This window comes from Pseudomonas sp. FW305-E2 (assembly GCF_058782925.1).
Genome location: NZ_JBYSYE010000002.1, coordinates 73,294 through 97,483, shown reverse-complemented (window position 1 = coordinate 97,483; position 24,190 = coordinate 73,294). Strand labels below are relative to the sequence as shown.

The 24,190-nt window shown below is 64.7% G+C and carries 21 protein-coding genes and 1 pseudogene; 1 reads left to right on the top strand and 21 read right to left on the bottom strand.

The window, feature by feature from the left end; translation table 11 throughout:
- Window positions 1-10: 10 nt before the first annotated feature.
- From AC3WLP_RS03085 to msuE, 5 genes and pseudogenes are all read right to left on the bottom strand, one after another.
- Window positions 11-896 (bottom strand): annotated as a pseudogene (locus AC3WLP_RS03085) (branched-chain amino acid ABC transporter permease).
- Window positions 872-1,705, bottom strand: a complete 834-nt coding sequence (locus AC3WLP_RS03080) for an ABC transporter ATP-binding protein (protein WP_012052699.1) — start codon at window positions 1,703-1,705, stop codon at window positions 872-874. Before AC3WLP_RS03080 ends, AC3WLP_RS03085 begins: the two are co-directional and overlap by 25 nt.
- Before the next feature lie 9 nt (window positions 1,706-1,714).
- The gene (locus AC3WLP_RS03075; RefSeq protein ID WP_088512542.1) at window positions 1,715-2,845 is read right to left on the bottom strand and encodes an AMP-binding protein; all 1,131 of its coding nucleotides are present in this window, start codon (window positions 2,843-2,845) and stop codon (window positions 1,715-1,717) included.
- Between the two features lie 11 nt (window positions 2,846-2,856).
- Window positions 2,857-3,948: a dimethylsulfone monooxygenase SfnG gene (sfnG, locus tag AC3WLP_RS03070; protein ID WP_003253974.1), complete on the bottom strand. Its 1,092-nt coding sequence runs from the start codon at window positions 3,946-3,948 to the stop codon at window positions 2,857-2,859.
- Window positions 3,949-3,974: 26 nt separating this feature from the next.
- A complete protein-coding gene (gene msuE / locus AC3WLP_RS03065) occupies window positions 3,975-4,535 on the bottom strand; it encodes an FMN reductase (RefSeq protein ID WP_003253975.1) in 561 nt (186 codons plus the stop codon).
- Window positions 4,536-4,873: 338 nt separating this feature from the next.
- On the opposite strand from msuE, the gene AC3WLP_RS03060 reads away from it, so the two are divergent.
- Entirely contained in the window at window positions 4,874-6,112 is a 1,239-nt protein-coding gene (locus tag AC3WLP_RS03060; RefSeq protein WP_088512273.1) for an acyl-CoA dehydrogenase family protein, read from the top strand.
- 66 nt (window positions 6,113-6,178) lie between these two features.
- Here the strand turns inward: AC3WLP_RS03060 and AC3WLP_RS03055 are convergent, their stop codons facing one another.
- From AC3WLP_RS03055 to AC3WLP_RS02980, 16 genes are all read right to left on the bottom strand, one after another.
- Window positions 6,179-7,165, bottom strand: a complete 987-nt coding sequence (locus AC3WLP_RS03055) for an ABC transporter permease (RefSeq protein WP_088512274.1) — start codon at window positions 7,163-7,165, stop codon at window positions 6,179-6,181.
- A 1-nt stretch (window position 7,166) separates the two neighbouring features.
- Window positions 7,167-8,144 (bottom strand): ABC transporter permease, encoded by a 978-nt coding sequence (locus AC3WLP_RS03050; protein ID WP_003253978.1) that lies wholly within the window; start codon window positions 8,142-8,144, stop codon window positions 7,167-7,169.
- The gene (locus AC3WLP_RS03045) at window positions 8,128-9,666 is read right to left on the bottom strand and encodes a sugar ABC transporter ATP-binding protein (protein WP_088512275.1); all 1,539 of its coding nucleotides are present in this window, start codon (window positions 9,664-9,666) and stop codon (window positions 8,128-8,130) included. The genes AC3WLP_RS03050 and AC3WLP_RS03045 overlap by 17 nt, the downstream gene beginning before the upstream one ends.
- The gene (locus AC3WLP_RS03040; RefSeq protein ID WP_012052704.1) at window positions 9,663-10,691 is read right to left on the bottom strand and encodes a sugar ABC transporter substrate-binding protein; all 1,029 of its coding nucleotides are present in this window, start codon (window positions 10,689-10,691) and stop codon (window positions 9,663-9,665) included. Before AC3WLP_RS03040 ends, AC3WLP_RS03045 begins: the two co-directional genes overlap by 4 nt.
- Window positions 10,688-11,659, bottom strand: coding sequence for a sugar ABC transporter substrate-binding protein (locus tag AC3WLP_RS03035; protein WP_088512276.1), 972 nt, complete (start codon window positions 11,657-11,659; stop codon window positions 10,688-10,690). Before AC3WLP_RS03035 ends, AC3WLP_RS03040 begins: the two co-directional genes overlap by 4 nt.
- Window positions 11,656-12,042 carry a hypothetical protein gene (locus tag AC3WLP_RS03030; RefSeq protein ID WP_003253982.1) on the bottom strand — a complete coding sequence of 129 codons (387 nt, stop codon included), beginning with the start codon at window positions 12,040-12,042 and terminating at the stop codon, window positions 11,656-11,658. Before AC3WLP_RS03030 ends, AC3WLP_RS03035 begins: the two co-directional genes overlap by 4 nt.
- Before the next feature lie 9 nt (window positions 12,043-12,051).
- Complete coding sequence (locus AC3WLP_RS03025) at window positions 12,052-13,284, bottom strand: SfnB family sulfur acquisition oxidoreductase (protein ID WP_014756367.1); 1,233 nt, start codon at window positions 13,282-13,284, stop codon at window positions 12,052-12,054.
- A 347-nt stretch (window positions 13,285-13,631) separates the two neighbouring features.
- Window positions 13,632-14,981: an OprD family porin gene (locus AC3WLP_RS03020; RefSeq protein WP_088512277.1), complete on the bottom strand. Its 1,350-nt coding sequence runs from the start codon at window positions 14,979-14,981 to the stop codon at window positions 13,632-13,634.
- Window positions 14,982-15,264: 283 nt separating this feature from the next.
- Entirely contained in the window at window positions 15,265-16,041 is a 777-nt protein-coding gene (locus AC3WLP_RS03015) for an ABC transporter ATP-binding protein (RefSeq protein WP_003253986.1), read from the bottom strand.
- Between the two features lie 116 nt (window positions 16,042-16,157).
- Window positions 16,158-17,492 carry an ABC transporter substrate-binding protein gene (locus AC3WLP_RS03010; protein WP_088512278.1) on the bottom strand — a complete coding sequence of 445 codons (1,335 nt, stop codon included), beginning with the start codon at window positions 17,490-17,492 and terminating at the stop codon, window positions 16,158-16,160.
- 59 nt (window positions 17,493-17,551) lie between these two features.
- Window positions 17,552-18,892, bottom strand: coding sequence for an ABC transporter substrate-binding protein (locus AC3WLP_RS03005; protein WP_088512279.1), 1,341 nt, complete (start codon window positions 18,890-18,892; stop codon window positions 17,552-17,554).
- A 78-nt stretch (window positions 18,893-18,970) separates the two neighbouring features.
- On the bottom strand, window positions 18,971-20,035 hold the full coding sequence (locus tag AC3WLP_RS03000; protein WP_088512280.1) for a branched-chain amino acid ABC transporter permease: 1,065 nt from the start codon (window positions 20,033-20,035) through the stop codon (window positions 18,971-18,973).
- 4 nt (window positions 20,036-20,039) lie between these two features.
- Window positions 20,040-20,921 carry a branched-chain amino acid ABC transporter permease gene (locus AC3WLP_RS02995; RefSeq protein WP_003253990.1) on the bottom strand — a complete coding sequence of 294 codons (882 nt, stop codon included), beginning with the start codon at window positions 20,919-20,921 and terminating at the stop codon, window positions 20,040-20,042.
- Window positions 20,918-21,688 carry an ABC transporter ATP-binding protein gene (locus AC3WLP_RS02990; protein ID WP_003253991.1) on the bottom strand — a complete coding sequence of 257 codons (771 nt, stop codon included), beginning with the start codon at window positions 21,686-21,688 and terminating at the stop codon, window positions 20,918-20,920. The genes AC3WLP_RS02995 and AC3WLP_RS02990 overlap by 4 nt, the downstream gene beginning before the upstream one ends.
- Complete coding sequence (locus tag AC3WLP_RS02985) at window positions 21,685-22,656, bottom strand: AMP-binding protein (RefSeq protein WP_088512281.1); 972 nt, start codon at window positions 22,654-22,656, stop codon at window positions 21,685-21,687. Before AC3WLP_RS02985 ends, AC3WLP_RS02990 begins: the two co-directional genes overlap by 4 nt.
- 20 nt (window positions 22,657-22,676) lie before the next feature.
- Complete coding sequence (locus AC3WLP_RS02980; protein ID WP_004576517.1) at window positions 22,677-24,086, bottom strand: LLM class flavin-dependent oxidoreductase; 1,410 nt, start codon at window positions 24,084-24,086, stop codon at window positions 22,677-22,679.
- Between the last annotated feature and the right edge of the window lie 104 nt (window positions 24,087-24,190).

Below are 24,190 nucleotides of genomic sequence, written 5' to 3'. Positions count from 1 at the left end.
TCGACGCTCCTCAGACTCGCTCGATGGCGCGCTCGCCGAACAGCCCAGCCGGACGCACCAGCAGGAACAGCAGGGCCAGCACATAGGGAAACCAGTTTTCGATGCCGCCGCCGATGAGCGGCCCGAGGTACACCTCGGCGAGCTTCTCCGAAGCGCCGATGATCAGGCCGCCGACGATCGCCCCGCTGATCGAGGTGAAGCCGCCGATGATCAGCACCGGCAGGGCCTTGAGCACCACCAGCGAGAGCGAGAACTGCACCCCCAGGCGCGCGCCCCAGAGCAGCCCGGCGACCAGCCCGACGAACCCGGCCACCGCCCAGACCACCGCCCACACCCTCGGCAGGCGGATACCGACGCTCATCGCCGCGCGGGGATCGTCAGCCACCGCACGCAGCGCCAGGCCGATGCGTGTGCGGTTGAACAGCAAGGACAGTAGCACCACCAGGGCCGCCCCCCGCGGTTGCGGCGGCGAACAGGTCGAACTGCGACAGCAGCAAGCCACCCAGTTCCAGCGGCGCGTCGCTGATGGCCAGCTCCAGGCCGTGAACCTGAGCGCCCCACAGGGCCTGGGCGGCGCCCTCGATGATGTAGGCCAGGCCGAGCGTGGCCATGAACAGGGTAATCGGCGAACGCCCCACCAATGGCCGCAGTACCGCCCGTTCGATCAGCAGCGCCAGGGCGATCATCGTCGCCAGGGTGACGAGAAAGGACAGCCAGAACGGCACGCCGCGCTCCAGCAGGCTGACGAAGGTCAGCGCGGCGAACAGTACCATCGCCCCCTGGGCGAAGTTGAACACACCGCTGGCTTTGTAGATCAGTACGAAACCGATGGCCACCAGGGAGTACATCACCCCGGCCAGCAGGCCACCGATCAGCACTTCGAAAAAGAATGCCATGTCGCGCTCCTGTGTGGGAACAGCCCCGAAGCTGCCGCCGGGCGGACACCCAGATAGGCCGCGATCACGTCGGGGTTGCGGCGAACCTGCTCGGGGGAGCCGTCGCCGATCTTGCGGCCGTAATCGAGCACCACCACATGGTGGGAAATGCCCATGACCACGCCGATGTCGTGCTCGATCAGCACCACCGTCATGCCGAACTCACGGTTGATCTCGACGATGAAGCGGCTCATTTCGCGCTTCTCCTCGGCATTCATCCCGGCCATCGGCTCGTCGAGCAGCAGCAGGCGCGGCTCGGCGGCCAGCGCACGGGCCAGCTCGACCCGCTTCTGCAGGCCATAGGGCAAGGTGCCAACGATTTCGTCACGCCACGGCTGGATGCGCAGAAACTCGATGACCCGCTCGGCGGCGGCGCGTTGGCGATCGTCCTCGCCCGGCGCGCGGCCGATGCGCAACGCCTGCTCCAGCCAGGAACTGCGGCGCTTGAGGTTGCGCCCGGTGAGCACGTTGTCGAGCACGCTCATGCCCTTGAACAGCGCGATGTTCTGGAAGGTGCGAGCGATGCCGTCGCGTGCCGCTGCATGTGGGTGCATCACCCGACGCTGCTGCCCGGCAAAACGAATACGCCCCTGCTGCGCCCGGTAGACGCCATTGATGATGTTCAGCAGCGAGCTCTTGCCCGCGCCATTGGGCCCGATCAGCGCACAGATCTCGCCTTCGGCGACGCTGAAGCCGATGTCGCTGATGGCCTTCACACCCTTGAACGAAAGGCTGATGCCCTCCAGTTCCAGCAACGGGAAGTTCGACATGAACGCTCCTCAGACGGGCTGAACCCGGCCTTGCGACCGAGCAGCGAGGGATGAACGGGGGCTGCGCACGGCCTGCCAGCGGGGTGCCTCCCGCCAGATACGCGGCGCCACCCCAAGGGCGGCGAAGAACGCCTGCACCTCGCCCGGCAGGGCCTCACCGACCAGCAGCGGCACCCGGGTGCGGCTCAGGCCCAGCACATCGCGCAGCGGCCGACGCAGCAACACGTGGCCAAGGCCGTTGCGCAGCAACCCACCGCGCGCGTCAAGCGCCCAGTCCAGCCCGCGCCGCAGCAGGCTGCCCGGCAGCGGTAGACGCTGCTGAGCCAGTACATACAGGCGGCCGTAGCTGTCGTGGGTGCCGAGTACCAGGGTCGGGCCGAGTTCACGGCGGTCGGTGTCGCGGGTCGCCAGGCTCTCCGGAAAATTCATCCGAAAGCCTGCCAGCAGCCAAGGCGCCAGCAGGTAGCGGGCCTGGCCGCTGGTGGCGAAGTTGCGGGAGGCCAAGGCTTCCTCGGCCGCCGTCAGGCGCTCCTGTTCGACCAACCGACGCCCCTCGCCCAGCACCTCGGCATGGCTGAGCCCGTGCTGCTGAAGTTGGCCATCGGCATCCAGCCGGTGAAAGCTGAACGCTGGGCGCTCGCTCTGCGCCTGCACCGGCAAGGCAGGATCGGGCAACTGCGCGGCCAGGCGAGCGTAATTCGGCAACCCGGAATCCGCCAGGCCACGGCCATCGGCGTAGAACAGCAATGCCGGCACATGACCGCTCGCCAGCACCCGCTCGACCTCCTCCTGACCTTCGGCAAAGACGAACCCGGCCTGCAGTTCACGCAACAGCGTCAGTTGCTCCGCGTCGGGCATCAGCGGGTCGAGCAGTGCCGCGACGCCGCCCAGCCACTGCGCCGCCAGGCTTGCCAGCAGCGCCTCAGGGCGCGGCCGGCTGACGATCAGCAGGCTGTCGCCGGCCGCGAAGCCGACCTCGCGCAGCCCGGTGGCCAGGCTCTGCACCTCGGCCAGCAGTTGCGCCCAGCTGCGCGCCTGCCACAGGCCTAGACGCTTGTGGCGCAACGCAACGTCCGCCCCACGTTGATGTGCCCGGGCCAGCAAGCTGGCCGGCAGGTTGTCCGCGAGCGCCTCATGCATGGCCACGCACCTCAGGCCACAGCGAGGGAGGCATGCTGCTCCTGCTCCAGTTCGCGCACCAGCGGCAACACATGCTTGCCGAAATACTCGACCTCTTCCTGGAAGTGCAGGAAGCCGGAGAGGATCAGGTCGACGCCGACCGCCTTGAGCGCGACGATGCGTTCGGCGATCTGCCGTGGCGTACCGATCAGGTTGGTCTTGAAGCCGTCGTTGTACTGCACCAGGTCTTCGAAGGTCGACTTGGCCCAGTTGCCCTCGCCTTCCGGGCTGGCCGCACCGGCGTTCTTGACTTCACTGCCAAAGCCGTTGACCGCCTCCGGGTCGGCCTTGGCGATGATCTCTGCCAGCACCGCGCGGGCCTCTTCCTCGGTGTCGCGGGCGATGATGAAAGCGTTTACCCCGACCTTCACCGAATGCCCGTTGGCCGCTGCCTTGGTGCGGATATCGTCGACCTGGGTCTTGATGCCCTCGACACTGTTGCCATTGGTGAAGTACCAGTCGGAGACCCTCGAGGCCATGTCGCGCGCGGCCCGCGAGCTCCCGCCCTGGAAGATTTCCGGGTGCGGGTGCTGCAGCGGCTTGGGCTTGAGGGTGTAGTCGTTGAAACGGTAGAAATCGCCGTGGAAGCTGAAATTGTCCTGGGTCCAGATGCCCTTCAGGGCACGAATGAACTCCTCGGATCGGCGATAGCGCTCGTCATGGTCCAGCCATGGCTCGCCGATGGCGCGGAACTCGCCCTTGAACCAGCCGGACACCACGTTGATGGCGATGCGGCCCGCGGTGAACTGGTCGATGCTTGCCAATTGCTTGGCTGCCAATACCGGCGTCCAGGGTCCGGGCAGGATCGCGGCGATCACCTTGAGTTTTTCGGTGGCGGCCAGCAGCGCGTGGCTGATGGTTACCGACTCGTGCTGGTTGTCAGCGCCATAGCCGGCGGTGAAGCGGATCTGCGAAAGCGCGTACTCGAACCCGGAACGCTCGGCAATCTGCGCCAGCTTGCGGTTGTAATCGATGTCCCAGCTGGTGCGTTGTTCGATCTTGCTGACAACGAGGCCACCGCTGACGTTAGGAACCCAGTAGGCGAATTTGATCGGTTGGCTCATGGCGATGTCTCCTGTAACTCGGAAAGTCAGGCCGCGCGGGCGACCGGGATATGAAAGAAGGCGCCGACGGTATCGAGTACCCGCTCGATCCGTTCGAACTGCGCAGGGTCAGCCAGGCGCTGATCGTCGAAAGACTCGACACTGGCGTACAGGCCGTACGGCAGGGTGTGGGCCTGGAAGAAAGCGAATAGCGGGCGCAACTGGTGATCGATCATCAAGGCATGTCGCTCGCTACCACCGGTGGCGGCAAGCACCACGGGCACGCCCTTGAGCGACTGGTAATCGACCAGGTCGAACAGGTGCTTGAACAAACCGGTGTAGGACGCGCGATACACCGGGCTGCCGACCAGTAGCAGGTCGGCTTGCTCGATGGCCTGCAAATGCGGTTGCAGGTCAGCCGAGGCGCTATCGCGCTCCAGCGAACCGGCCAGGCTGGCGGACAGTTCGGCGATGCGCACCCAGTGCACCTCCAGCTTCGGCAACACGGCCGGCAGCCGCTCCACCAGGGCCTGCAGCAGACCATGGGTGCGTGATGGAGCCCGCAGGCTGCCGGACACTACCACGACCCTGATAACACGTGCGTTCATGCTCATCCCTCCTTGCCCAGCGGGCATTACCTGAGGAAGCTTCAGCAGCAACCGTGCCAATCCATAAAAACCTTTAAATTCAGGTACTTGAACGCTAGCGCTAGCAGCCTGAACTGTCTTTTGGCCAACAAGCTGTTGAACCACTGACCCTCGGCCAACAGTTGCCCCGGAAAACGCAATTGACCGCCCACCAACAGTCATTCAGCAAGCTGTCGGCGAGCGAACAGCCCGCCCCACCAGAATGATCACAACCCATTGATTTAAAAGGCATTCACTGCAAGGCACGAAGTTTGCGAGAGCATCGCCGTCAGCAATCGCATCAATCGAGGAGAACTGCGATGACCGCCCAAGCCCCACTGCCCCACCTGTCTACCGGTACCCACTACGAATCCCTTGCCGCCCGCTTCCGCCCCATCTTTACCCGCATCGCCGAATCCAGCGTGGCACGCGAGCGCAACCGCACCCTGCCCCATGAGCCCATCCAGTGGCTCAAGGACGCCGGCTTCGGCGCCGTGCGTGTACCCGTCGAACAGGGCGGTGCCGGCGCTTCCCTGCCACAGTTGTTCCAGCTGCTGATCGAACTGGCCGAAGCCGACTCCAATGTGCCGCAGGCACTGCGCGGGCATTTTGCTTTCGTCGAGGACCGCCTCAACGCCCATGCCAGCACCCCACAGGACGTCTGGTTCAAACGCTTCGTCGACGGCGATCTGGTGGGCTGCGCCTGGACGGAGGTGGGCGCAGTGAAGATCGGCGACGTCAGCACCCGGGTGTCGCGCCAGGGTGATCAGTGGGTGGTCAATGGCACCAAGTACTACAGCACCGGCAGCCTCTTCTCCGACTGGATCGACCTGTTCGCCCGCCGAGACGACACCGGTGGCGACGTGATCGCAGCGATCCGTACCCGCCAACCCGGCATCACCCAGAGCGACGACTGGGATGGTTTTGGCCAGCGCACCACCGGCAGCGGCACCTCGGTGTTCGAGAACGCGGTGGTCGAGGAAGAGAACATCATCGACTTCGCCACCCGCTTCAAATACCAGACGGCCTTCTACCAACTGGTGCTGCTCGCCGTCATCGTCGGTTCCGGCCGCGCCGCCGTGCGTGACTTCAGCCAGGAAACCAGCAAGCGCACGCGCGTGTTCAGCCATGGCAATGGCGCAGCGGTAAGCGAGGATCCACAGGTATTGCAGGTTATCGGCAAGGCCTCCGGGCTGATCTACGCCGCCGAGGCAGGCACCCTGCGCGCCAGCGAGGCCGCGCAGCAAGCCTACCTGGCGCGTTTCGGCAATGACGAGAACGCCGAGCGCAAGGGCAACATCGCCGCCGAACTGGAATCGGCCCAGGCCCAGGTGGCGGCCATCGAATGGGTGCTGCGTGCCACCAGCGACCTGTTCAACACCCTCGGCGCCTCCGGTACCAGCACCACCAAACAGCTCGATCGCCACTGGCGCAACGCCCGTACTGCCGCCTCGCACAACCCGGTGATCTACAAGGAACGCATCATCGGCGACTGGCACGTCAATGGCAGTGAACCGCCCTATGTCTGGCAGATCGGTGGCGGTGCCAAGCAGTCCTGAAAGCATGGCCTGGGGCACACCCCCAGGCCTCGTCACGGCACTGGCGTTTCGCCCGAAACGCCAGAACTAGCCAGCGCCGAGTCGCCGACTGGCAAAACTGAACAGCAGAACCGAGAGAATCAGAACGCCGGTGGCCACCTGCTGCCAGAAGAAATTCCAGCCAATCAGCAGCAGACCGTTGGCCGTGACGTTGAGAAATAGCACACCGAGCAGTGTACCGGGTACGTTGACCCGGTTGTGCAGGCTCAGCGTGGCACCGATGAAGACCGCACCGATGGCATTCATCAGGAAGGCATTGCCGGACATCGGCGCGTAGGCGTTCACCGTGGCCGGCAGCAGGATGCCCGCCAGCGCGCTGGCAAAGGCACTGGCGATGAACACCAGGGCAGCGATACGTCGCTGCGCCAGGCCCGAATAACGCGCCACCAGTGGCTGGCTGCCAAGGACGATGATCTCCCGGCCTAAGCGGCCACGCGCCAATACCACGCCATACACCAGCGCCAACAGTGCCACCAGCAGCAAGGGTAGCGGCACGCCGAGCAAGCGCTCACTGGCCAAGCCGCTGCGCACCTGCGCCTCCAGGTAGATCGGTTGTCCGCCATCGGAAAGCAGCTTTTGCACGCTGCTGCCAATGAACAGCGTGCCAAGGGTGGCCAGAAAAGGGGAAATACGCAGCCCGGCGATCAGCCCGGCATTGAACAACCCGGCCAGGCTGCCAGCCAGCAGCCCACCGGGAATCGCGACATAGAGCCCGAAGCCGGCATTGAGCAGCAGGACGAAGGTCAGCGCCGAGAAGTCCAGCGCAGTGCCGACTGACAGGTCGATGCCACCCGCGGCGATGGCGTAGGTCATGCCGATGGAGACGATGGCCAGCAACACAAAATTGTTCAATAACAGGCTGGACAGGTTGCCGACGGTGAGAAAGCCGGGTGCCTTCAACGCGAAGAACAGTAGAACGGCGGCGAACAGCGTCGGCATGACCAGGCGCAGCAACGCCTGGCCAGAGAGCCCGGTCAGACCGGCAGGCTGCGGGGCGGATAACGAATCGGACATCTCAGGCCTCCTTGTTGCGCAAACCGGACAGGGCCACCACCAGCAGGATCAGGACACCCTGCACGCCGTCGACCCAGAAGCTGGAAATATTCAGAAGCTGGAAGCCGTTGATCAGCACCCCGACCAGCATCGTTGCCAGCAGCGTGCCGCCGATGCTCGGCTGCAGACGCTGGGAGAAGATCACCCCAAGAAAAGCAATGGCCACCACCGACAGCAGCATCTCGCCGGAGCCGGTGGTGCTGCCGCTGAACCAGGCCGCCGAACAAAACGCGGCCAGGCTGCCGCACAGACCGCTGATCAGGTAGCTGGCGAACACGTAGCCACGCACCGACAGCCCAGCGGCATTAGCCGCCTCCGGGTATTCGCCGATGGCGTACAGGCGCAGGCCGAATGGCGTGTACTGCATCAACACGATCAGCACGCCACCGACCGCCAGCAGCACCCAGGCCAGGGCTGGCACGCCGAGCCAACTACCGAAGGCCAGCCCTTCCAGCAACGGCGAAGTGCTGGGCAGCACGGTGTTTTCGGTCAGCACCAGTTCCAGCCCGGCCACCAGGTTCATCGTGGCCAGGGTTGCCAGCAGCGGCGGCAAACGGAAACCGACCACCACCAGCGCATTCAGCGTGCCGATGGCCAGGCCAGTGCCAAGCGTCGCGGCGATGCTGACAACATCGCCGAAACCGGCGTTGTTCAGGCTGGCGTAGACCGCAGCGGACAACCCGAGGTTGGCCGCCAGCGACAGATCAAGCCCACCGGACACCACGTTCGAGCCGCCGCCGATGATCACCGTGGTCAGGCCGAAGGCAAGGCTGCCGAGGATCGCCGACTGGGCCAGCACATTGACCAGGTTGCTCGGGGTGAGGAAGTTCGGCGCACTGAGGGCGAAGGCCAGCAGGATCGCGGCGAAGGCCAGCAGCGCACCACGGCGCAGCAGCCACTGCGCGAATCGCGGGTGGAAGGCATCAGATAGCAATGGCATAGGCATAGAAAGGTCGTTCCTCGTTCTGCGCGCGTTGCGCGCCGGTAGCCACCGCCAGAAGGCGGTCACTGTTCGCCTCGCCAGCGGCGAAACGTGCGGCGATGGCGCCGCGGTGCATGACATGAATGCGGTCGCAGAGGCCGATCAACTCCGGCAGGTCGGACGAGAGGATCAACACCCCGGCGCCCTCCTTCACCAGTTCACCGATCAGCCGATAGATCTCCACCTTGGCGCCAACATCGATGCCAACGCTGGGCTCGTCCAGCAGGTACAGGCTGGAACACCGCGCGAACCACTTGGCCAGCGCCACCTTCTGCTGATTGCCACCGCTGAGCTGACGCACCTTGGCATGCGCGCCAGGGGCCTTGATCCTCAGGCGCTCGATCAGCTCCAGGGTGGTATGCCGCTCGCGCGCCGGCGACAGCAGCCCCAGGCGGACGAAGCGCGACAGTGCCGCCAGGGTGGTGTTCTCCTGCACGCTCAGGTCGAGCGCCACGCCTTGCCGACGGCGCTCCTCGGGCATCAGCGCGACGCCCTGGGCGACAGCTTCGCGCGGGCTGCGCAAGGACAACGGTTGCCCGTCCAGGCGCACCTCGCCGCTGTCCGGTGGCGCCAGGCCGAACAGGCTGCGTAGCAACTCCTTGGCGCCCGAGCCCACCAGCCCGGTGAGGCCGACGATCTCGCCACGGCGCACCTGCAGGTCGATGCCCTGGTAGGCCCGTGCCCGACCCAGCCCGCGTACGTCGAGCAACAGCGCACCGGCAGGCACCGCTACCTTGGGGTACAGCTCGCCGACTTCGCGGTTGACCATCAGGCGGGTGATCTGCTCCAGCGACGTGTTGCGCGGGGAGACTTCAGCGACATCGCGACCGTTGCGCAGTACCGTCACGCGGTCGCACAGGGCCTCGATTTCCTGCAGGTAATGGGAGATGTAGACGATCGCCAGGCCATCGTCACGCAGGCGCTGGACGATCCGCAGCAAACGCTCCACCTCACGCTGCACCAGGGCCACGCTGGGTTCGTCGAACACCAGCACACGCGGTTTGATCAGCAGCGCGCGGACGATCTGCACCATCTGTTGCTCGGCGCTGCTCAGTTCACCGATCAGCGCATTCGCCGGCAGTCGCAGGCCGAAGTAGTCGTCCAGCAGACGCGCGGCCTCGCGCTGCTGGGAGCGGCGATCGAGCAAGGGCCCGAATCGCCGTTCGTGGCCGAAGAACAAGGCTTCACCCACGGTGAAACGGGCCGGCAACAAGCGTTCCTGGTGGATGAAGCCAATGCCCAGGCGCTCCACCTGGCGCGGGCTGAAATGCCTGTGCGGCTGGCCGTCGAGCAGCAGGCTGCCGGCGTCCGGGCGGTGAATGCCGGCCAGCACCTTGATCAGCGTAGACTTGCCGGCGCCGTTCTCGCCCACCAGACCGTGCACGCTGCCCGCCGCCACCCGCAGGCTGGCGCCGTCGAGCGCCCGGGTGGCACCGAAGGTCTTGACGATGCCACGCAGCTCCAGCACCGGCGTACTCATGCGTCGCCTCGGATGCGTTTGACGTCATCGACGTTGCCCGCCGTGGTCAGCAGGGTCTCGACGAAGGTTTCGGGCGGCAGATCGTGCTCGCCGGCCAGATAGCGGGCGACGTTATGCACCGCCGTCCGGCCAATCAACGCAGGCTGCTGCGCCACCACTGCAGCCACCGGGCTGCCGGGCTGGCGCAGCAGTTCCAGCACCTCGGGCGTACCGTCGACGCCATAGGTGCGCACTTCATTGCGCCCGGCTTCGATCAGCGCCTGGCTGGCACCGAGCTGCGGCAGATCCCAGGCCGCCCAGATCGCGTCGAGCTCACCCTTGGGGTACTTGTTGAGCAAGGCGGCAACCTGACTGCGGGCATCCTGCACGGTGTTGGGAATCACGTCGCGCAACTCCGGCTGGATGAACTCGATCTGCGGGTAGAACTTGCTCACCAGCTTCAACTGGTCATAGCGAATGCCGCAGCTCGGCACGCCATAGAAGCCATTGAACAGCAGCACCCTGCCCTTGCCGCGCAGATCGGCCACCAACTGCTTGGCCAGCAGCAAACCCGTGCTCCAGTTGTCTGCGGAAATCGTATTGACCGCGTACTGCGACGGCACCTCGATGGTGAACAGCGGGATGCCGGCGGCGCTGATGCGCTTGAACCAGGGCTCGATGATGCTCAGCGTGCCGAGGGTGTGAATCACTGCATCGGGCTTCTGCGTCACCAGATTCTGCAACTGGGTCACCATGGCCTTGTCGTTGCGCCCGGCATCCAGGGTGATCGGCGTGCCGCCCAGGCGCTGTACCTCCTCGACCTGCGCCTTGAAGGCCCGGCTGTCGAAGTAGATGCTGGTGCCCACGGTGCTGATGGCGATGCGCTTGCCCTTCAGCGAAGGCACTGTGGCACTGGCCTCGGCACCGCTGTCGGCTCCAGCCGCCATGGTGCGGGTCAATGGTGCGGCGAGCCCGAGAGCGAGCATCGCCGAAGACGCGCCGAGCAGGCAGCGCCGGGAAATGCCGGAGCAGTCGTTGTCACTCATTGGTCACCTCGCAGGTGCTTGACCTGAGCCAGGTTGTCGCGGGTCGTCAATAGCGCGGCGACATGGGTTTCCTTCGGCAGATCACGCTGGCCGGCCAGATAGCGGGCAACGTTGCGCACGGCGGTGCGGCCGATCAGGTCGGGCTGCTGCGCAACCACCGCGCCGATGGGCGAGTTGTCATGGGCGATCAGCTCCAGTACCTCCGGCGTGCCGTCCACACCATAGGTGCGGATCTCACTGCGCCCGGTGTCGATCAGCGCCTGGCTGGCGCCGAGCTGAGGGATGTCCCAGGCCGACCAGATGGCGGCGATATCGCCCTTGGGGTACTTGTTCAGGAGCGCGGCGATCTGGCTGCGGGCGTCCTGCACGGTGTTGGGAATCACGTCACGCAGCTCCGGCTGGACGATCTGCAATTGCGGATGATCGGCCAGTACCTTCTTCAACTCGTCGTAGCGGATCGCACAGACCGGCACCCCGTAGAAGCCGTTGAACACCAGGATGCGGCCCTTGCCGCCGGTGTCGCGCACCAGCTGTTCGGCCAACGCGCGGCCGGCCGCGACGTTGTCCGAGGTGGTGTTGTTGAGGCTGTACTGCGATGGCACATCAATGGTGAACAGCGGGATGCCTGCGGCCTGGATGCGCTTGAGCCAGGGGTCGATCACGCTCAGGGTGCCGAGGGTCTGAATCACCGCATCGGGCTTTTGCGTGACCACCGTGTTCAGTTGTGTGACCAGATTGCGGTCGTTGCGCCCGGCGTCGAGGGTGATCGGCGTGCCGCCCAGGCGCTTGATCTCATTGACCTGCGCCTGGAACGCCTTGATGTCGAAGTAATGACTGGTGCCAGTCATGCTCACGGCAATGCGCTTGCCGGCCAGCGACGGCACGGCCTCGCCCTCCTCCTCGGCTTGTGTCAGGCCGCCCGCCAATGCCAGCACCAGGGCGGTGAGCAACGTCAGGATTCGACTCATGCTTGCACCCTTTGCTGATCTGCCAAGGCGGCGCCGTTGAGGTAGTGGTCGCCGAGCAGTCGCCGTTGAGTGGGCAGTGCCGGTTCGGCGCTGCCCGGCTGCGGACGCGGCAGACTACTGCCCACCAGTTCGAAATGCGTCTGCGCGGCCAGGCGCGCGGCCTCGGCGGCGCCCAAACGAAAAGCGATGGCGGCCGACTGCGAGGCGTCGGCGCGTGCCAGCAACGCGTCGGCGGCGTCGATACGGATGCGCAACTCGCCGACTGCAGCGATGACCAGCGCTTCATGGCGAGCACTCTGCCCGCGCAGGTAGTCAAGCAGAGCTGCCTCGACATGACGGGCGTGGGCCAGGTCACCCCGGCCTTGGGAATGGGTGTTGGACATGGCGTGACCTCAGTTCCAGGAATGACGTTGCGGCTTGACGCCGTTGAGCAGTTGATTGCCGACCAGGTGGTACTTCCAGCGCACCGGGTCATGCAGCGTGTGGGTGCGCGCATTGCGCCAGAAGCGGTCCAGCCCCTGGCTGGCCGAGACGCTGCGCGTGCCGCCCAGCTCCAGCAGGCGACTGGACGCCTCAAGGGAAATCTCGGTAGACAGCACCTTGGCCTGGCCGACCACCACTGAGGCTTCAGCAACGTGCTCTTCGCCAGGCTCGGCGACGGCGCGATCGACCGCCTCGGCAGCGCGCTGCAAGATCGCCTCGGCCGCCTGCAGGCGCCAGGCCAGCTCGCCGATTAGCGCCTGGCCAAGTGGATCCTGCCAGCCGTGCTGCAAGCCGCTGTCGACCCACGGGCGTGCCTGACGCGCCACGCGCAGGGTTTCGGCAAAGGCGCCACGGGCGATGCCGGTGTCCACGGCGGCCTGGATAATCTGCGAGATCGGGCCATCAGCGGTTGGCTGGTCGTAGGCCTTCCAGGCCGGTATCACCTCGCTCGCTGGCACTCGCACGCCTTCGATACGCACCTGGCCGCTGGCTGTGATGCGCTGGCCGAAGCCATCCCAACTGTCGATCACCGTCAGGCCAGCTGCATCGCGTGGCACGAAGGCGATGTGCGGGCGGCCCTCCTCGTCGACACCCGCGACCGGGACGATGTGGGCGAACAGCGCCCCCGTGCAGTAGGCCTTCTCGCCATCGAGCACGGCGCTGTCGCCGTCGAAGCGGATCTGCGTCTGGAAGGTGGTGACGTACTGGCTGCGCGCTTCGGAAAAGGCGTTACCGAAACGGTAGCCTTGCAGCACCTTGGCGTAGTAGCGGCGCTTCTGCGCCTCGCTGCCGGTCAGGCCGAGGTTGCTGAGCACACCAAAGTGGTTCTGCGGCAACTGGCCGAGCGATGAGTCGGCGGCGGAGATAGTCGCGATCACCTCGCTGAGGGTGACATAAGATACCCCGGCGCCGCCGTGCGCCTTGGGCACGCTGATTGCCCACAGACCGCTTTCGGAGAAGCGATCCAGTTCCTCCCAGGGCAGGCGCCGCTCGCGATCACGCCAGGCTGCCTCACGGGCAAAATCCTCGGCCAAGCGCTGCGCCACCTCGATGGCTTCGGCGTCGCTACGGATGATCTGTGCCGGGCGCCGAGGCGTCGAGCTGACCTGCTCGCGCAGATCGGCGGGTTGTGACTGAGTCATGTGTTGCTCCAAGCGTGATGGATTCTCCAGGGCTACTGCACAGCCCGTACCAACCTGGAAAATCTTTCATATTCAATGACTTGATGCGCAATCCAGATAATTGGAAAAGCACCTGTGGCGGCAAACTGTGGATTGGCTGTTGCCGGGCGGACACTTGCCTCAGCACCTGTTCACGACCTGCTGCGCGTCGGCCCTCCTGCGTTAAAAAAAAGCTGGAGCGCCAGCGTGGTCGGACTGCTCATTTACAGCGGGTGAAGTCGAGCGCGACTCCGACCGCGACTCGCCTGTTTTTGCGGGGCCGCCATCGGTGTTGCATGGCGTTATCTCGCGAGATCGTGAGCAGGTTCTCAGAGGCTGATATCCAGCGGGTACTGGACGATCAGGCGCAGTTCGTCGACGTTGGACTCGGCGACGTGATCGCCACCGACGCGGTGGGTGGCCTGCATCAAGTTGAACGAGAGGTCCTTGGCCGGCCCACTCTGCAGCACGTACTTCAGCCACAGGTTGCGCTCCCAGTGGCGGCCGTCCTCGGTACCATTGAAGTAGCTGTAAGCGCCACCCGCGCGCGTTCCGTCGATGTCGGTACCGCGCACGTAGCGGGCCGTTAGGCTCAGCCCAGGCACGCCAAGCGTGGCGAAGTCATAGTCGTAACGGGCTTCCCAGGCTCGCTCATTGGGGTTGTTGAAGTCGGAAACCTGCGAGGCGGCATCCAGTTGCAGGTCATAGGTGTTCCACACGTAGTCGAACGGCGTGTCGCCATCGATGCGTGTGTAGGACAGCTTGAAGCCATGAGCGCCGGCAGCCAGACCGGCATGCACGCTCCATGAGTCGTTGTCGATCTGGCCGGCCAGCGCCTGGCCGCTGTCACGGGTGCGGTAATAATTGAGGCCGGTCTTCAGGCTCAGCTCGCTACCCAGCGGCTGCACATGGTCGACGCTGAAGAACGACTGGTTCCATACGTCGTCGAGGCGGCTGCTGTGCAGGCGCAAGGTGAGCTGGTCGTTGAACTGGTAATCGCCACCCAGGTACGCCACATCGTTGGCGCCCTTGATACGCCCGGCATAGACGGTGCCGAGATCACCACGGTGGTTGCTGGCGTTGCGGTCACTGCTCGACTCCAGCTTGCCGCCCTGCAGGCTCAGGCCATCCAGCGAGTTGTTGTTGAAGATGAAGCCGCGCAGTGTCTGCGGCAGCAGGCGAATGTCGCTGGCGTGCAGCACCGGGCTGGTCGGGCTCACGTCGCCATAGCGCAGTTCGGTGTCGAAGGCGCGCACCTTGAGCGCGGCACCAACCTTGCCGTAGCTGTCCTTGGGCTCGCCATCGAAGTTGCTCCCCGAGCGCGACACGATGCCGGGCACGCCGACACCATTGCCGACTGCCCCATTGCCGCCATCGAGCTTGAACCCGACCAGCCCCTGCACATCCACGCCGAAGCCGACAGTGCCACGGGTGAAACCGGATTGCAGATTGGCGATGATGCCGTGGCCCCATTCACGATGCAGGCTCTGCCGCTCACCCTTGTTGGGGTTGAGGGTGAAGTCGCCGTTGCGATAGTCCTGGCTGAAGAAGAAGTTGCGGTTGAGCACATGGATCTGCGTGCCGTCGATGAAGCCTTCATCATCGCTGTCGGCAAACGCGGGGCCGGCCAGCAGGATGGCCAGAGAAAGAGCTGTTCTGTAGCAAGCGGTAGAGCGCATGGCAGTGATCCTTGGAATGACGAGGTAGGCGCCTTTCCAGGCGCTGTAAATCCAGTTATTCCAACAACCATGCCAACAGAAAAAATCATTGTTATTCAATCACTTGAACAATCTACTCAACAATATGATGCACCGTCTGCGGAGCAATCTGCACAACTGCTGTTGCCGGCGCCACAGCGCTTTCGTCAGGACAAAAAAACGCGGCCTGGGCCGCGTTGAATGGAACATCACCTACTCAGTAAAAGGCGGTATGACCACAGCGTTCCACAGCCCTCGCCACCGCTCAGTCAGCCTTGCCGCCCAGGTAGAAATGCTGAATATCTTCCCGCGCGGCCAGCTCGGCAGCACTGCCCTCACCCACCACCCGGCCGTTCTCCAGGATGTAGGCATGGCTAGCATGGCGCAGGGCAACGTTGATGTTCTGCTCGGCCACCAGAAAGCTCACGCCCTCCTGCGCATTGAGCTGGGCGACGATGGCGAAGATCTCCTCGACGAGGATCGGCGCCAAGCCCATCGAGGGTTCGTCGAGCAGCACCAGGCGCGGTTTGGTCATCAGCGCGCGGCCGATGGCGAGCATCTGCTGCTCACCGCCGGAAGTCAGCCCAGCCTGAGTCTTGCGCTTGGTCTTCAAGCGCGGGAACCAGGCATAGATGCGCTCCAGATCCTGCTCCAGTTGGCGCCGCGTCGGGTTACGCAGGAAGCCGCCACTGCGCAGGTTTTCCTCGATGGTCAGGTGGGCGAACACATGCCGTCCTTCCAGCACATGGACGATACCCTGGCGTGCCAGCAGGTTGGCCGCGACACCGGCGGTGTCCTGCCCCTGGAAGCGGATATGGCCACGGCTGACCTGCGCCCGGTCGGCCTGCACCAGGCCGGAAATAGCCTTGAGTGTGGTGCTCTTGCCAGCACCGTTGGCGCCTAGCAAGGCGACGATATCGCCCTGCCCGACCCGCAGGGATACACCGGCCACGGCGAGGATTGCGCCGTCGTAGATCACTTCGATGTCCTCCACTGCCAGCAGCTCACTGCTGACGGCGGCTGGAAGAGTCGCACTGGTCATGGATTGTTGCCCTCTGGTCGTCGTTCAGCGGGCGGCGCCTGCCGCCCCAAAGCCTTGAAATGCGTTGCCCGTGCCGGTCGCGGCTAAAGCTCCTGCCACAGGTGAAAAGCGAGCGCTCACGGCGCGTCACACGCACGGGGGGTCACGCCTTTCTCTTTCGCGTACTCGGCAGCCTTGGCGTCAATCAGGGGGCGCAGGGTGACATGATCGGCCTGCACCCAATCGGTGATCAGCTTCCACTGCTGGCCATCCCACTGCTGCACCTTGACGGCACCGCCCCCCTCGTGGTCGCTGCACGACAGCTTCAGCGGCTGCATCAGCCCCAGGAAACCGATCGCCTTGAGCCGCGCATCGTCGAGATCGAGGTGTTCCAAGCCCCAGCGACCTTCCTCGCCATTGAGCGGCCGCGGTCCGAAGTGCTTCTGCGCGGCGCGGATCGCCTCGACGGCGATGGCGGCATTCACCAGGCCGGAGTTGTAGTAGACGCTGCCGAAGCTCTTCGGATCCTTGAGGTCGCTCTTGCCCTTGTCGAGGATGTGTGCCTTGATGCGCTGGTGGATGTCGAAGTCGGCACCGCCCGGATAGGGCGTCAGGGCCAGATATCCCTTGCCCGCCTCGCCGGCCGGCAGCACGTCTTCATTGGAGCTGGCCCAGATGTCGCCAACGATGCGATCGACCGGAAAGCCGAAGCGCGCCGCAGTCTTGATCGCCACCGGGGTGGACACGCCCCAGGTGCGCAGGAATACCCAGTCCGGCTTGAGCTGGCGCACCTGGCGCCACTGCGAGGCCTGCTCGTTACCCGGGTCGGCGACGGGAATCTGGATGTTCTCGAAGCCGTACTTCTCCGCCAGCAGCTTCAGCGGCCCCTGGGTTTCCCGGCCATAGGCGGAGTCGTGGTAGACGGTGGCGATCTTCTTGCCCTTGAGCTTGTCCAGCCCACCCTCGCGCTCGGCCACGTAGTTGATGAATGCCGAAGCCTCGCTGTAGAAGGTCAGCATCACCGGGAAGTTGTAGGGAAAGACGCGGCCATCGGTGGCCTCGGTTCGACCATAGCCGAGGGTGATCAGCGGGATCCGGTCGGCCTCGGCCTTGTCCGCCAGGGCATAGGCAGCCGGCGCACCATTGGGCTGGTAGACCGCTACCGGAGCGCCATTGAGGCCGTTCTTGAAGCGCTCGTAGCACTCGATGCCCTTCTCCGCCGTCCACTCGGTCTCACACTCCTGCCAGACCAGCTTGACGCCATTGATGCCGCCTTCGACGTCGTTGATGTAGCGCAGGTAGTCGATCATCCCGGCCCACACCGGAATGCCGCTGGAGGCATAGGCACCGACTCGGTAGGTGGCTAGCGGGAAGAATTGTTCATTGGCCGCCTGGGCCGCCGACGGCATCGCGGCGTAGCTCGCGAGCGCCAGGCCAAAGGCGGCGACACCGCGTTTCAGCGTTGCATACATGGTCTTTCTCCTCAGGCGCCCGGCCCACGCGACGGTGGCCGGGCGCAGGTCATGGGGGTTTATTGCTCGTTGGCGCAATTACGCGGGGTGATGCCCTTCTCCTGGGCATAGGCGGCGGACTTGGCCTCGATCAGCGGACGCAAGGTGGTGCGGTCAGCCTGGATCCAGTCGGTCACCAGCACCCATTTCTCGCCGTCCCACTGCTGAACGCGGGCCGCACCACCGCCCTCGTGATCAGAGCAGGACAGCTGCAGCGGTGGCAGCAGCCCTTCGAAGCCACTGGCCTTGAGGCGCGCGGCGTCGATATTCAGGTGCTCGAAGCCCCAGCGCGCTTCCTCACCATTGAGCGGGCGGTTGCCAAACTTGCCCTGGGCGGTGCGCAGCGCCTCGACGGCAATCGCGGCATTGATCAGGCCGATGTTGTAGTACACCTTGCCGAAGTAGCGCTTATCCTTCAGGTCGCTCTTGCCGGCATCGAGGATGTGCTGGCGCAGGCGCTGGTGAATCTCGAAACCGTCGCCACCGGGGAACGGCGCCAGGGCCTGGTAGCCCTTGGCCGCCGTGCCGGCAGGGAGCACGTCGGCCTCGGAGCCGGCCCAGACGTCGCCGATGATGCGCTCCACCGGGATGCCGAAGCGTGCGGCCGTCTTTATGCCAACCGGAGTGGACACGCCCCAGGTACGCAGGAACACCCAATCTGGCTTGATCTGCCGCACCTGGCGCCACTGCGCCGACTGCTCATTGCCCGGATCGGCCACCGGGATCTGGATGTTCTCGAAGCCGTATGTTTCCGCCAGCAGCTTCATCGGCGCTTGGGTTTCCCGGCCATACGCCGAGTCGTGGTAGACGGTGACGATCTTCTTGCCCTTGAGCTTGTCGAAGCCGCCCTCGCGCTCGGCGATGTAGTTGATGCCCACCGAGGCCTGCCCGTAGTAGTTCAGCAGCAGTGGGAAGGCATAGGGGAACACGCTGCCGTCGGTAGACTCGGTGCGCCCGCCGGCACCATCGATCAGCGGGATGCGGTCGGCCGCGCCCTTCTCCATCAGCGCATAGGAGCCCGGAGTGCTGTGGGTGAAGAAGAACGCCGTCGGCGCGCCATCCTTGCCATCTTTGTAGCGCTCGTAGCACTCGACGATACGGTCGACGTTCCACTCGGTCTCGCACTCCTGCCAGACCAGCTTGACGCCGTTGATGCCGCCTTCGACCTCGTTGATGTAACGGAAGTAGTCGATCTCTCCGGCCCACCAGGGAATCCCGCTGGAGGCATAGGCGCCGACCCGGTAGGTGGCCATGGGAATGAACTGCTGGTTGTCGGCGGCCTGGGTGACGACCGGAGACAGGGCCTGGGCGCCAAGCACGAAGAGGCTGACGAGCAGGTGACGATGCAAGGTTTTGCGCATGGTGTGAACTTCTTGTGCTGGGGTGAAAACCTCCTTTCCCGCGGTCGGGTCAAGGTTCATGGAAAGAGGCGGTCGTGCTCAGAATCGCAGCGGCCAGACCCTGATGCGTTCGCGCAGGTCGCCGAGCAGGCGTACCAGGCCTTCCGGCTCCTTGATCAGGAACCAGATGATCAGGCTGCCGAAGAGGATCTTCTGCAGGTTCTGCAATTGCCCGGCATCGACGTTGCCGCCGAACAGCCACTGCCCGGCATGGCTGAGCAGAATCGGTGTGAGGCTGATGAAAGCCGCGCCGATGAAATTGCCGGCGATGCTGCCCATGCCACCGATGATGATGATGAAGAGGATCTGGAACGAGCGGTTGATATCGAAGCTGCCGGCACTGGACGTGCCCAGGTAGGCGAAGGCCCAGAGCGCCCCGGCGATGCCCAGGTAGAAAGAGCTGACGGCAAAGGCCAGGCGTTTGTAGCGCTCCACCGGAATGCCGATCACCGAGGCGGCGGTGTCCATGTCGCGGATCGCCATCCAGTTGCGCCCGACCTGGCTGCGCACCAGGTTGACCGCGACCCAGGTCAGCAGCACCACGCAGCTCAGGGTCAGCAGGTAGCGATCTACCGGCGAGGCCAGGCTGTGGCCGAACAACTCCAGGCGCGGTGCGCTGATGGTGCCGGACGAGGCATGGTTGTAGAACCAGGGAAACTTGGCGAACACCCATTCGAGGAAGAACTGCGCAGCCAGCGTGGTGACCATCAGGTAGAAACCCTTGATCCGCGAACTGGGTATGCCGAACAGCAAGCCGACCAGGCCGGCAATCAGCCCGCCGCCGATCAGCGCCAGCGGCAAAGGGAGCCCAGGCACACGCAGCAGCAGGCCGTAGGTGGCGAAGGCGCCCACCGCCATAAAGCCGGCGGCACCGACCGAGGTCTGCCCGGTGTAGCCGGTCAGCAAGTTCAGCCCCAGCCCGGCCAGCGACAGCACCAGGAAGGGAATCAGGATCGCGTTAAGCCAGTAGTCGTTGCCCAGCCAGGGCAAGCCGACGAAGGCCACCAGCAGCAACAACGGCAGGCCCACTGGCCAGCGACGGCGCACCAGGGTCAGCGGCGCCTCGTCGAAGCCGGCGCCCAGGCGTGAAACGGTAGCGGTCATTGCGTCATACCCGTTCGGTGGCCCGGTCGCCGAACAGGCCGGCCGGACGGATGTAGAGGAAGATCAGGGCAAGGAAATAAGCGAACCAGGGCGTGATGCCGCCGCCGATCAGCGGGCCTATGTAGGCTTCGGCGAGGTTCTCGGCGGCACCGACGATCAGCCCGCCGACGATGGCTCCGCCAATCGAGGTGAAGCCGCCGATGATCAGCACCGGCAGCGCCTTGAGCACGACCAGCGAGAGTGAGAACTGCACGCCCTGACGCGCCCCCCAGAGCAGCCCGGCCACCAGCCCGACCATTCCGGCCACGGCCCAGACGATCTGCCAGATGCGGTTGAGGTTGATGCCCAGCGACAGCGCCGCGCGGGTATCGTCGGCCACCGCCCGCAAGGCCACACCGATGCGGGTCTTGTTGAACAGCAGCGCCAGCACCGCCACCAACAAGGCGGAAACGCCGGAGGCAACCAGGTCGAACTGGCTGATCATCAGTTCGCCGACGAACAGCGGGACGTCCTCGATGCCCAGATCCAGCGCGCGTACCTGGGCGCCCATCAAGCCCTGGGCCAGGCCCTCGATGATGAACGACAGGCCAAGGGTGGCCATGAACAGGGTGATCTGCGAGCGATTGACCAGGGGCCGCAGCACCAGGCGCTCGATCAGCAGCGCGCCGACGATCATCACCAGTACGGTCAGGGCCAACGCCAGGGCGAACGGCAGGCCCTGCTCGTGCAGGCTGACGAAGGTCAGCGCAGCAAACAGCAGCATCGCGCCCTGGGCGAAGTTGAACACGCCGCTGGCCTTGTAGATCAGCACGAAGCCGATGGCCACCAGCGAATACAGGGTGCCGGCGAGCAAGCCGCCGATCAAGGTTTCCAGGAAGAAGTTCATCCGTGCGGCGCTCCCAGGTAGGCGGCGATCACATCGGGATTGGCCTGCACTTCGGCCGGTGTGCCATCGCCGACCTTGCGCCCGTAGTCCAGCACCACCACGTGGCTGGACAGCCCCATGACCACCTGAATGTCGTGTTCGATGAGAATCACCGTGGTGCCGAGATCACGGTTGATATCGGCGATGAAGCGGCTCATGTCCTGTTTCTCTTCGGCGTTCATCCCCGCCATCGGCTCGTCGAGCAGCAGCAGGGTCGGCTGCGCGATCAGCGCACGCCCCAGCTCCACGCGTTTCTGCAGGCCATAGGCCAGGCTGCCCACGGCAACGTCGCGCCAGGGCTGCAGCTCGAGGAACTCCAGCACCTGCTCGGCACGCTCGGCGAAAGCCCGGGCCTCGCGCCGGGCACGTGGCAGGCCCAGTGCCTGTTCGAGAAAGAAACTGCGCTGGAAACGCGACAGACCGGTAAGCAGGTTGTCCAGCACACTCATCTTCTTGAACAGCGCATTGTTCTGGAAGGTACGGCCGATCCCCAGCCGCGCCGCCTGCAGCGGGTGCGGCCGGCGCAACGGCTCGGTGGCGAAGAACAGCTGGCCGGCATCGGCCCGGTAGACGCCATTGAGGATGTTCAGCAGCGAGCTCTTGCCGGCGCCATTCGGCCCGATCAGGGCGCAGATCTCGCCGCGCCTGACGCTGAAGGACAAGTCGGAAATCGCCTTCACGCCCTTGAACGACAGCGACACGTTGCGCACCTCCAGCAAAGCACTCATGCCGCGCGCTCCAGATATTCGTGCAGCCATGACAAGCGTGCCGGGCCTTGTAGCGCCACGCTGGCAGACGCACTTGGCACCTCGATCCGGCGCAAGCGATGGAAGCCGAGCAGACGCCGCACCCGCTGCTTCAGCCAGCGACGCAAGCCCTGGTGTGGATTTTCCAGCGTCCAGTCACACAGACGCCGTCGCCAACTGCCTGGTGGCGCCAGGCGGGCATCGATTTCGCCCGCCAGCGCCTCGACCCCCGCAGCGGACAACAACAACCCGGTCGGGGCGATTTCGCGACGGTCGCGACCAGCAGACTCGCTCGTTTCCGGGAAGGCTAGACTTTCGCCATGGTGCAACCAACGGCTCAGCAAATGCCCCAATCCCTCATGCCATTCGGTGCCCTCATCGACCCACAGCACGTCATCTTCGGCGCCCTGCGCCCAACCCTGACGCTGCGCCACCGGCGCCTCGCCGACAAACAGCGTCGACAGCGGCTGCACCTGCCACAAGCCGTTGCTCACGACATTGGCCTGGGCGGAAAACAAACGCAGTGGCCACAGCTCGGCAAGGCCGCTGCCCAACCAGTGCGACACGTCTTCACGGCGTTGGACGAAGGCGAACGTCGGACGCGCCTGGCGCAGTTGCCGTTGCAGCTCATCGCCACGGCTGTCGCGGCCAATCACCAGACTGTGGCCGCCAAGCGGGTGGGCAGCCAACGCCAGAATCAGCAGGCTCGGCTCGAAGGCGCCACTCAATGCCAGGCGCTGCCCGGGGCCGAACCCCTGCTGGCGCAAGCCGTTGGCAACCCGCTCGACCTCGTGCTGCACATCGATCCAGCGCCAGGCCTTCCACGCACCAAGACGGCGATGACGCAGGGCGATTTGTGTCGGCCGTTCTCTGGCCCAACGCTGCAGCGCCGTCAGGGCGCTGTCGGCCACTACGTCGGGCAACGGCAGATAGCGTTCATGAATGCTCATGCAATGACTCCTCTGCCGATTCAGGCCGGCTCGGCCAGGTTGACACCGACGTTCTCGCGCTGCTGGCTGAGGTCACGATAGCCGGCGCCAGGATGGTTGGCGGGCAGTCGCGGGCCATCCCCGAACAGCTTCTCGCGCAGGGTTCCGGAACGATATTCGGTCTTGTACACACCGCGTTTCTGCAACTCGGGCACCAACAGCTCGACCACATCGCGGAAGGTTTCGTGGGCCAGGACGTAAGCCAGGTTGAAGCCGTCCACGTCGGTTTCCTCGACCCAGGCTTGCAGCTCGTCGGCGACCGTCTGCGCACTGCCGACGATCAGCGGGCCGAAGCCGCCGATACCAACCCAATCGGCCAGTTCCTGCACCGTCCATTGCTTATTGGGGTCGGCGGTGGAAAAGGTTTCCACTGCCGACTGAATGGCATTGGTATGGATATGCTTGAGCACCTGGTCGGGCCGGTACTGGCCGAAGTCGATACCCGTCCATCCCGAGATCAGCGCCAGCGCACCTTCGTAGCTGGTATATGACGTGAGCTCCTGCCACTTGGCCTGAGCCTTGGCGTCGGTCTCGTCGACGATCACTGTCTGCAGGTTGAAGATCAGCACCTTGCGTGGATCACGCCCGGCCTCGGCAGCGCGACGGCGGATGTCGGCCACGGTTTTCTTCAGGATCACCTTGGACGGTGCGGCGACGAACACGCACTCGGCGTGTCCGGCTGCGAAGTCCTTGCCACGGCTCGACGCCCCCGCCTGATAGAGCACCGGCGTGCGCTGCGGCGAAGGCTCGCAGAGGTGGATGCCGGGCACCTGGAAGTGCTTGCCCTGGTGGCGGATCTCATGAACCTTGCTGGGATCGCTGAAAATGCCGCGCTCGCGATCACGCAGCACAGCGCCCTCTTCCCAGCTCCCCTCGAACAGCTTGTAGAGCACTTCAAGATATTCGTCGGCGTAGTCGTAGCGCGCATCGTGGTCGCTCAGCGCCTTCTGCCCGAGGTTGCGCGCGCCGCTGTCGAGGTACGAGGTAACGATGTTCCAGCCGATGCGCCCCTTGGTCAGGTGATCCAGGGTCGACAGGCGCCGGGCGAAAGGATACGGGTGCTCGAACGTCAGCGAGGCGGTGAGGCCAAAACCGAGGTGTTCGGTAACCAGCGCCATCGGGGTGATCAGCGCCAGCGGATCATTGACCGGAACCTGGGTCGCCTGGCGGATGGCCGCATCGCCATTGCCACCCAGCACGTCGTAGATGCCGATCACGTCGGCGATGAAGATGCCGTCAAACTTACCGCGCTCAAGCAACTTGGCCAGATCCGTCCAGTACTCCAGATCCTTGTATTGCCAGGCGCGATCCTTGGGGTGCCTCCAGAGTCCGGGCGACTGATGGCCGACACAGTTCATCTCGAAGGCGTTCAAACGAATTTCACGTGGCATGGGAGCTCCTGATCGATAGGCTCGGCACCCTGTTTCGGCGCCTCTCAATGCTCTATCAACACAATCCATGCCAATAAATATTTTCTTTATTTACAATGACATAG

Bases quoted from the DNA above. Each gene is read 5' to 3' on its own strand.
- AC3WLP_RS03080 (WP_012052699.1), bottom strand. From the start codon at position 1,705: ATGTCGAACTTCCCGTTGCTGGAACTGGAGGGCATCAGCCTTTCGTTC.
- AC3WLP_RS03075 (WP_088512542.1), bottom strand. From the start codon at position 2,845: ATGCATGAGGCGCTCGCGGACAACCTGCCGGCCAGCTTGCTGGCCCGG.
- sfnG (WP_003253974.1), bottom strand. From the start codon at position 3,948: ATGAGCCAACCGATCAAATTCGCCTACTGGGTTCCTAACGTCAGCGGT.
- msuE (WP_003253975.1), bottom strand. From the start codon at position 4,535: ATGAACGCACGTGTTATCAGGGTCGTGGTAGTGTCCGGCAGCCTGCGG.
- AC3WLP_RS03060 (WP_088512273.1), top strand. From the start codon at position 4,874: ATGACCGCCCAAGCCCCACTGCCCCACCTGTCTACCGGTACCCACTAC.
- AC3WLP_RS03055 (WP_088512274.1), bottom strand. From the start codon at position 7,165: ATGTCCGATTCGTTATCCGCCCCGCAGCCTGCCGGTCTGACCGGGCTC.
- AC3WLP_RS03050 (WP_003253978.1), bottom strand. From the start codon at position 8,144: ATGCCATTGCTATCTGATGCCTTCCACCCGCGATTCGCGCAGTGGCTG.
- AC3WLP_RS03045 (WP_088512275.1), bottom strand. From the start codon at position 9,666: ATGAGTACGCCGGTGCTGGAGCTGCGTGGCATCGTCAAGACCTTCGGT.
- AC3WLP_RS03040 (WP_012052704.1), bottom strand. From the start codon at position 10,691: ATGAGTGACAACGACTGCTCCGGCATTTCCCGGCGCTGCCTGCTCGGC.
- AC3WLP_RS03035 (WP_088512276.1), bottom strand. From the start codon at position 11,659: ATGAGTCGAATCCTGACGTTGCTCACCGCCCTGGTGCTGGCATTGGCG.
- AC3WLP_RS03030 (WP_003253982.1), bottom strand. From the start codon at position 12,042: ATGTCCAACACCCATTCCCAAGGCCGGGGTGACCTGGCCCACGCCCGT.
- AC3WLP_RS03025 (WP_014756367.1), bottom strand. From the start codon at position 13,284: ATGACTCAGTCACAACCCGCCGATCTGCGCGAGCAGGTCAGCTCGACG.
- AC3WLP_RS03020 (WP_088512277.1), bottom strand. From the start codon at position 14,981: ATGCGCTCTACCGCTTGCTACAGAACAGCTCTTTCTCTGGCCATCCTG.
- AC3WLP_RS03015 (WP_003253986.1), bottom strand. From the start codon at position 16,041: ATGACCAGTGCGACTCTTCCAGCCGCCGTCAGCAGTGAGCTGCTGGCA.
- AC3WLP_RS03010 (WP_088512278.1), bottom strand. From the start codon at position 17,492: ATGTATGCAACGCTGAAACGCGGTGTCGCCGCCTTTGGCCTGGCGCTC.
- AC3WLP_RS03005 (WP_088512279.1), bottom strand. From the start codon at position 18,892: ATGCGCAAAACCTTGCATCGTCACCTGCTCGTCAGCCTCTTCGTGCTT.
- AC3WLP_RS03000 (WP_088512280.1), bottom strand. From the start codon at position 20,035: ATGACCGCTACCGTTTCACGCCTGGGCGCCGGCTTCGACGAGGCGCCG.
- AC3WLP_RS02995 (WP_003253990.1), bottom strand. From the start codon at position 20,921: ATGAACTTCTTCCTGGAAACCTTGATCGGCGGCTTGCTCGCCGGCACC.
- AC3WLP_RS02990 (WP_003253991.1), bottom strand. From the start codon at position 21,688: ATGAGTGCTTTGCTGGAGGTGCGCAACGTGTCGCTGTCGTTCAAGGGC.
- AC3WLP_RS02985 (WP_088512281.1), bottom strand. From the start codon at position 22,656: ATGAGCATTCATGAACGCTATCTGCCGTTGCCCGACGTAGTGGCCGAC.
- AC3WLP_RS02980 (WP_004576517.1), bottom strand. From the start codon at position 24,086: ATGCCACGTGAAATTCGTTTGAACGCCTTCGAGATGAACTGTGTCGGC.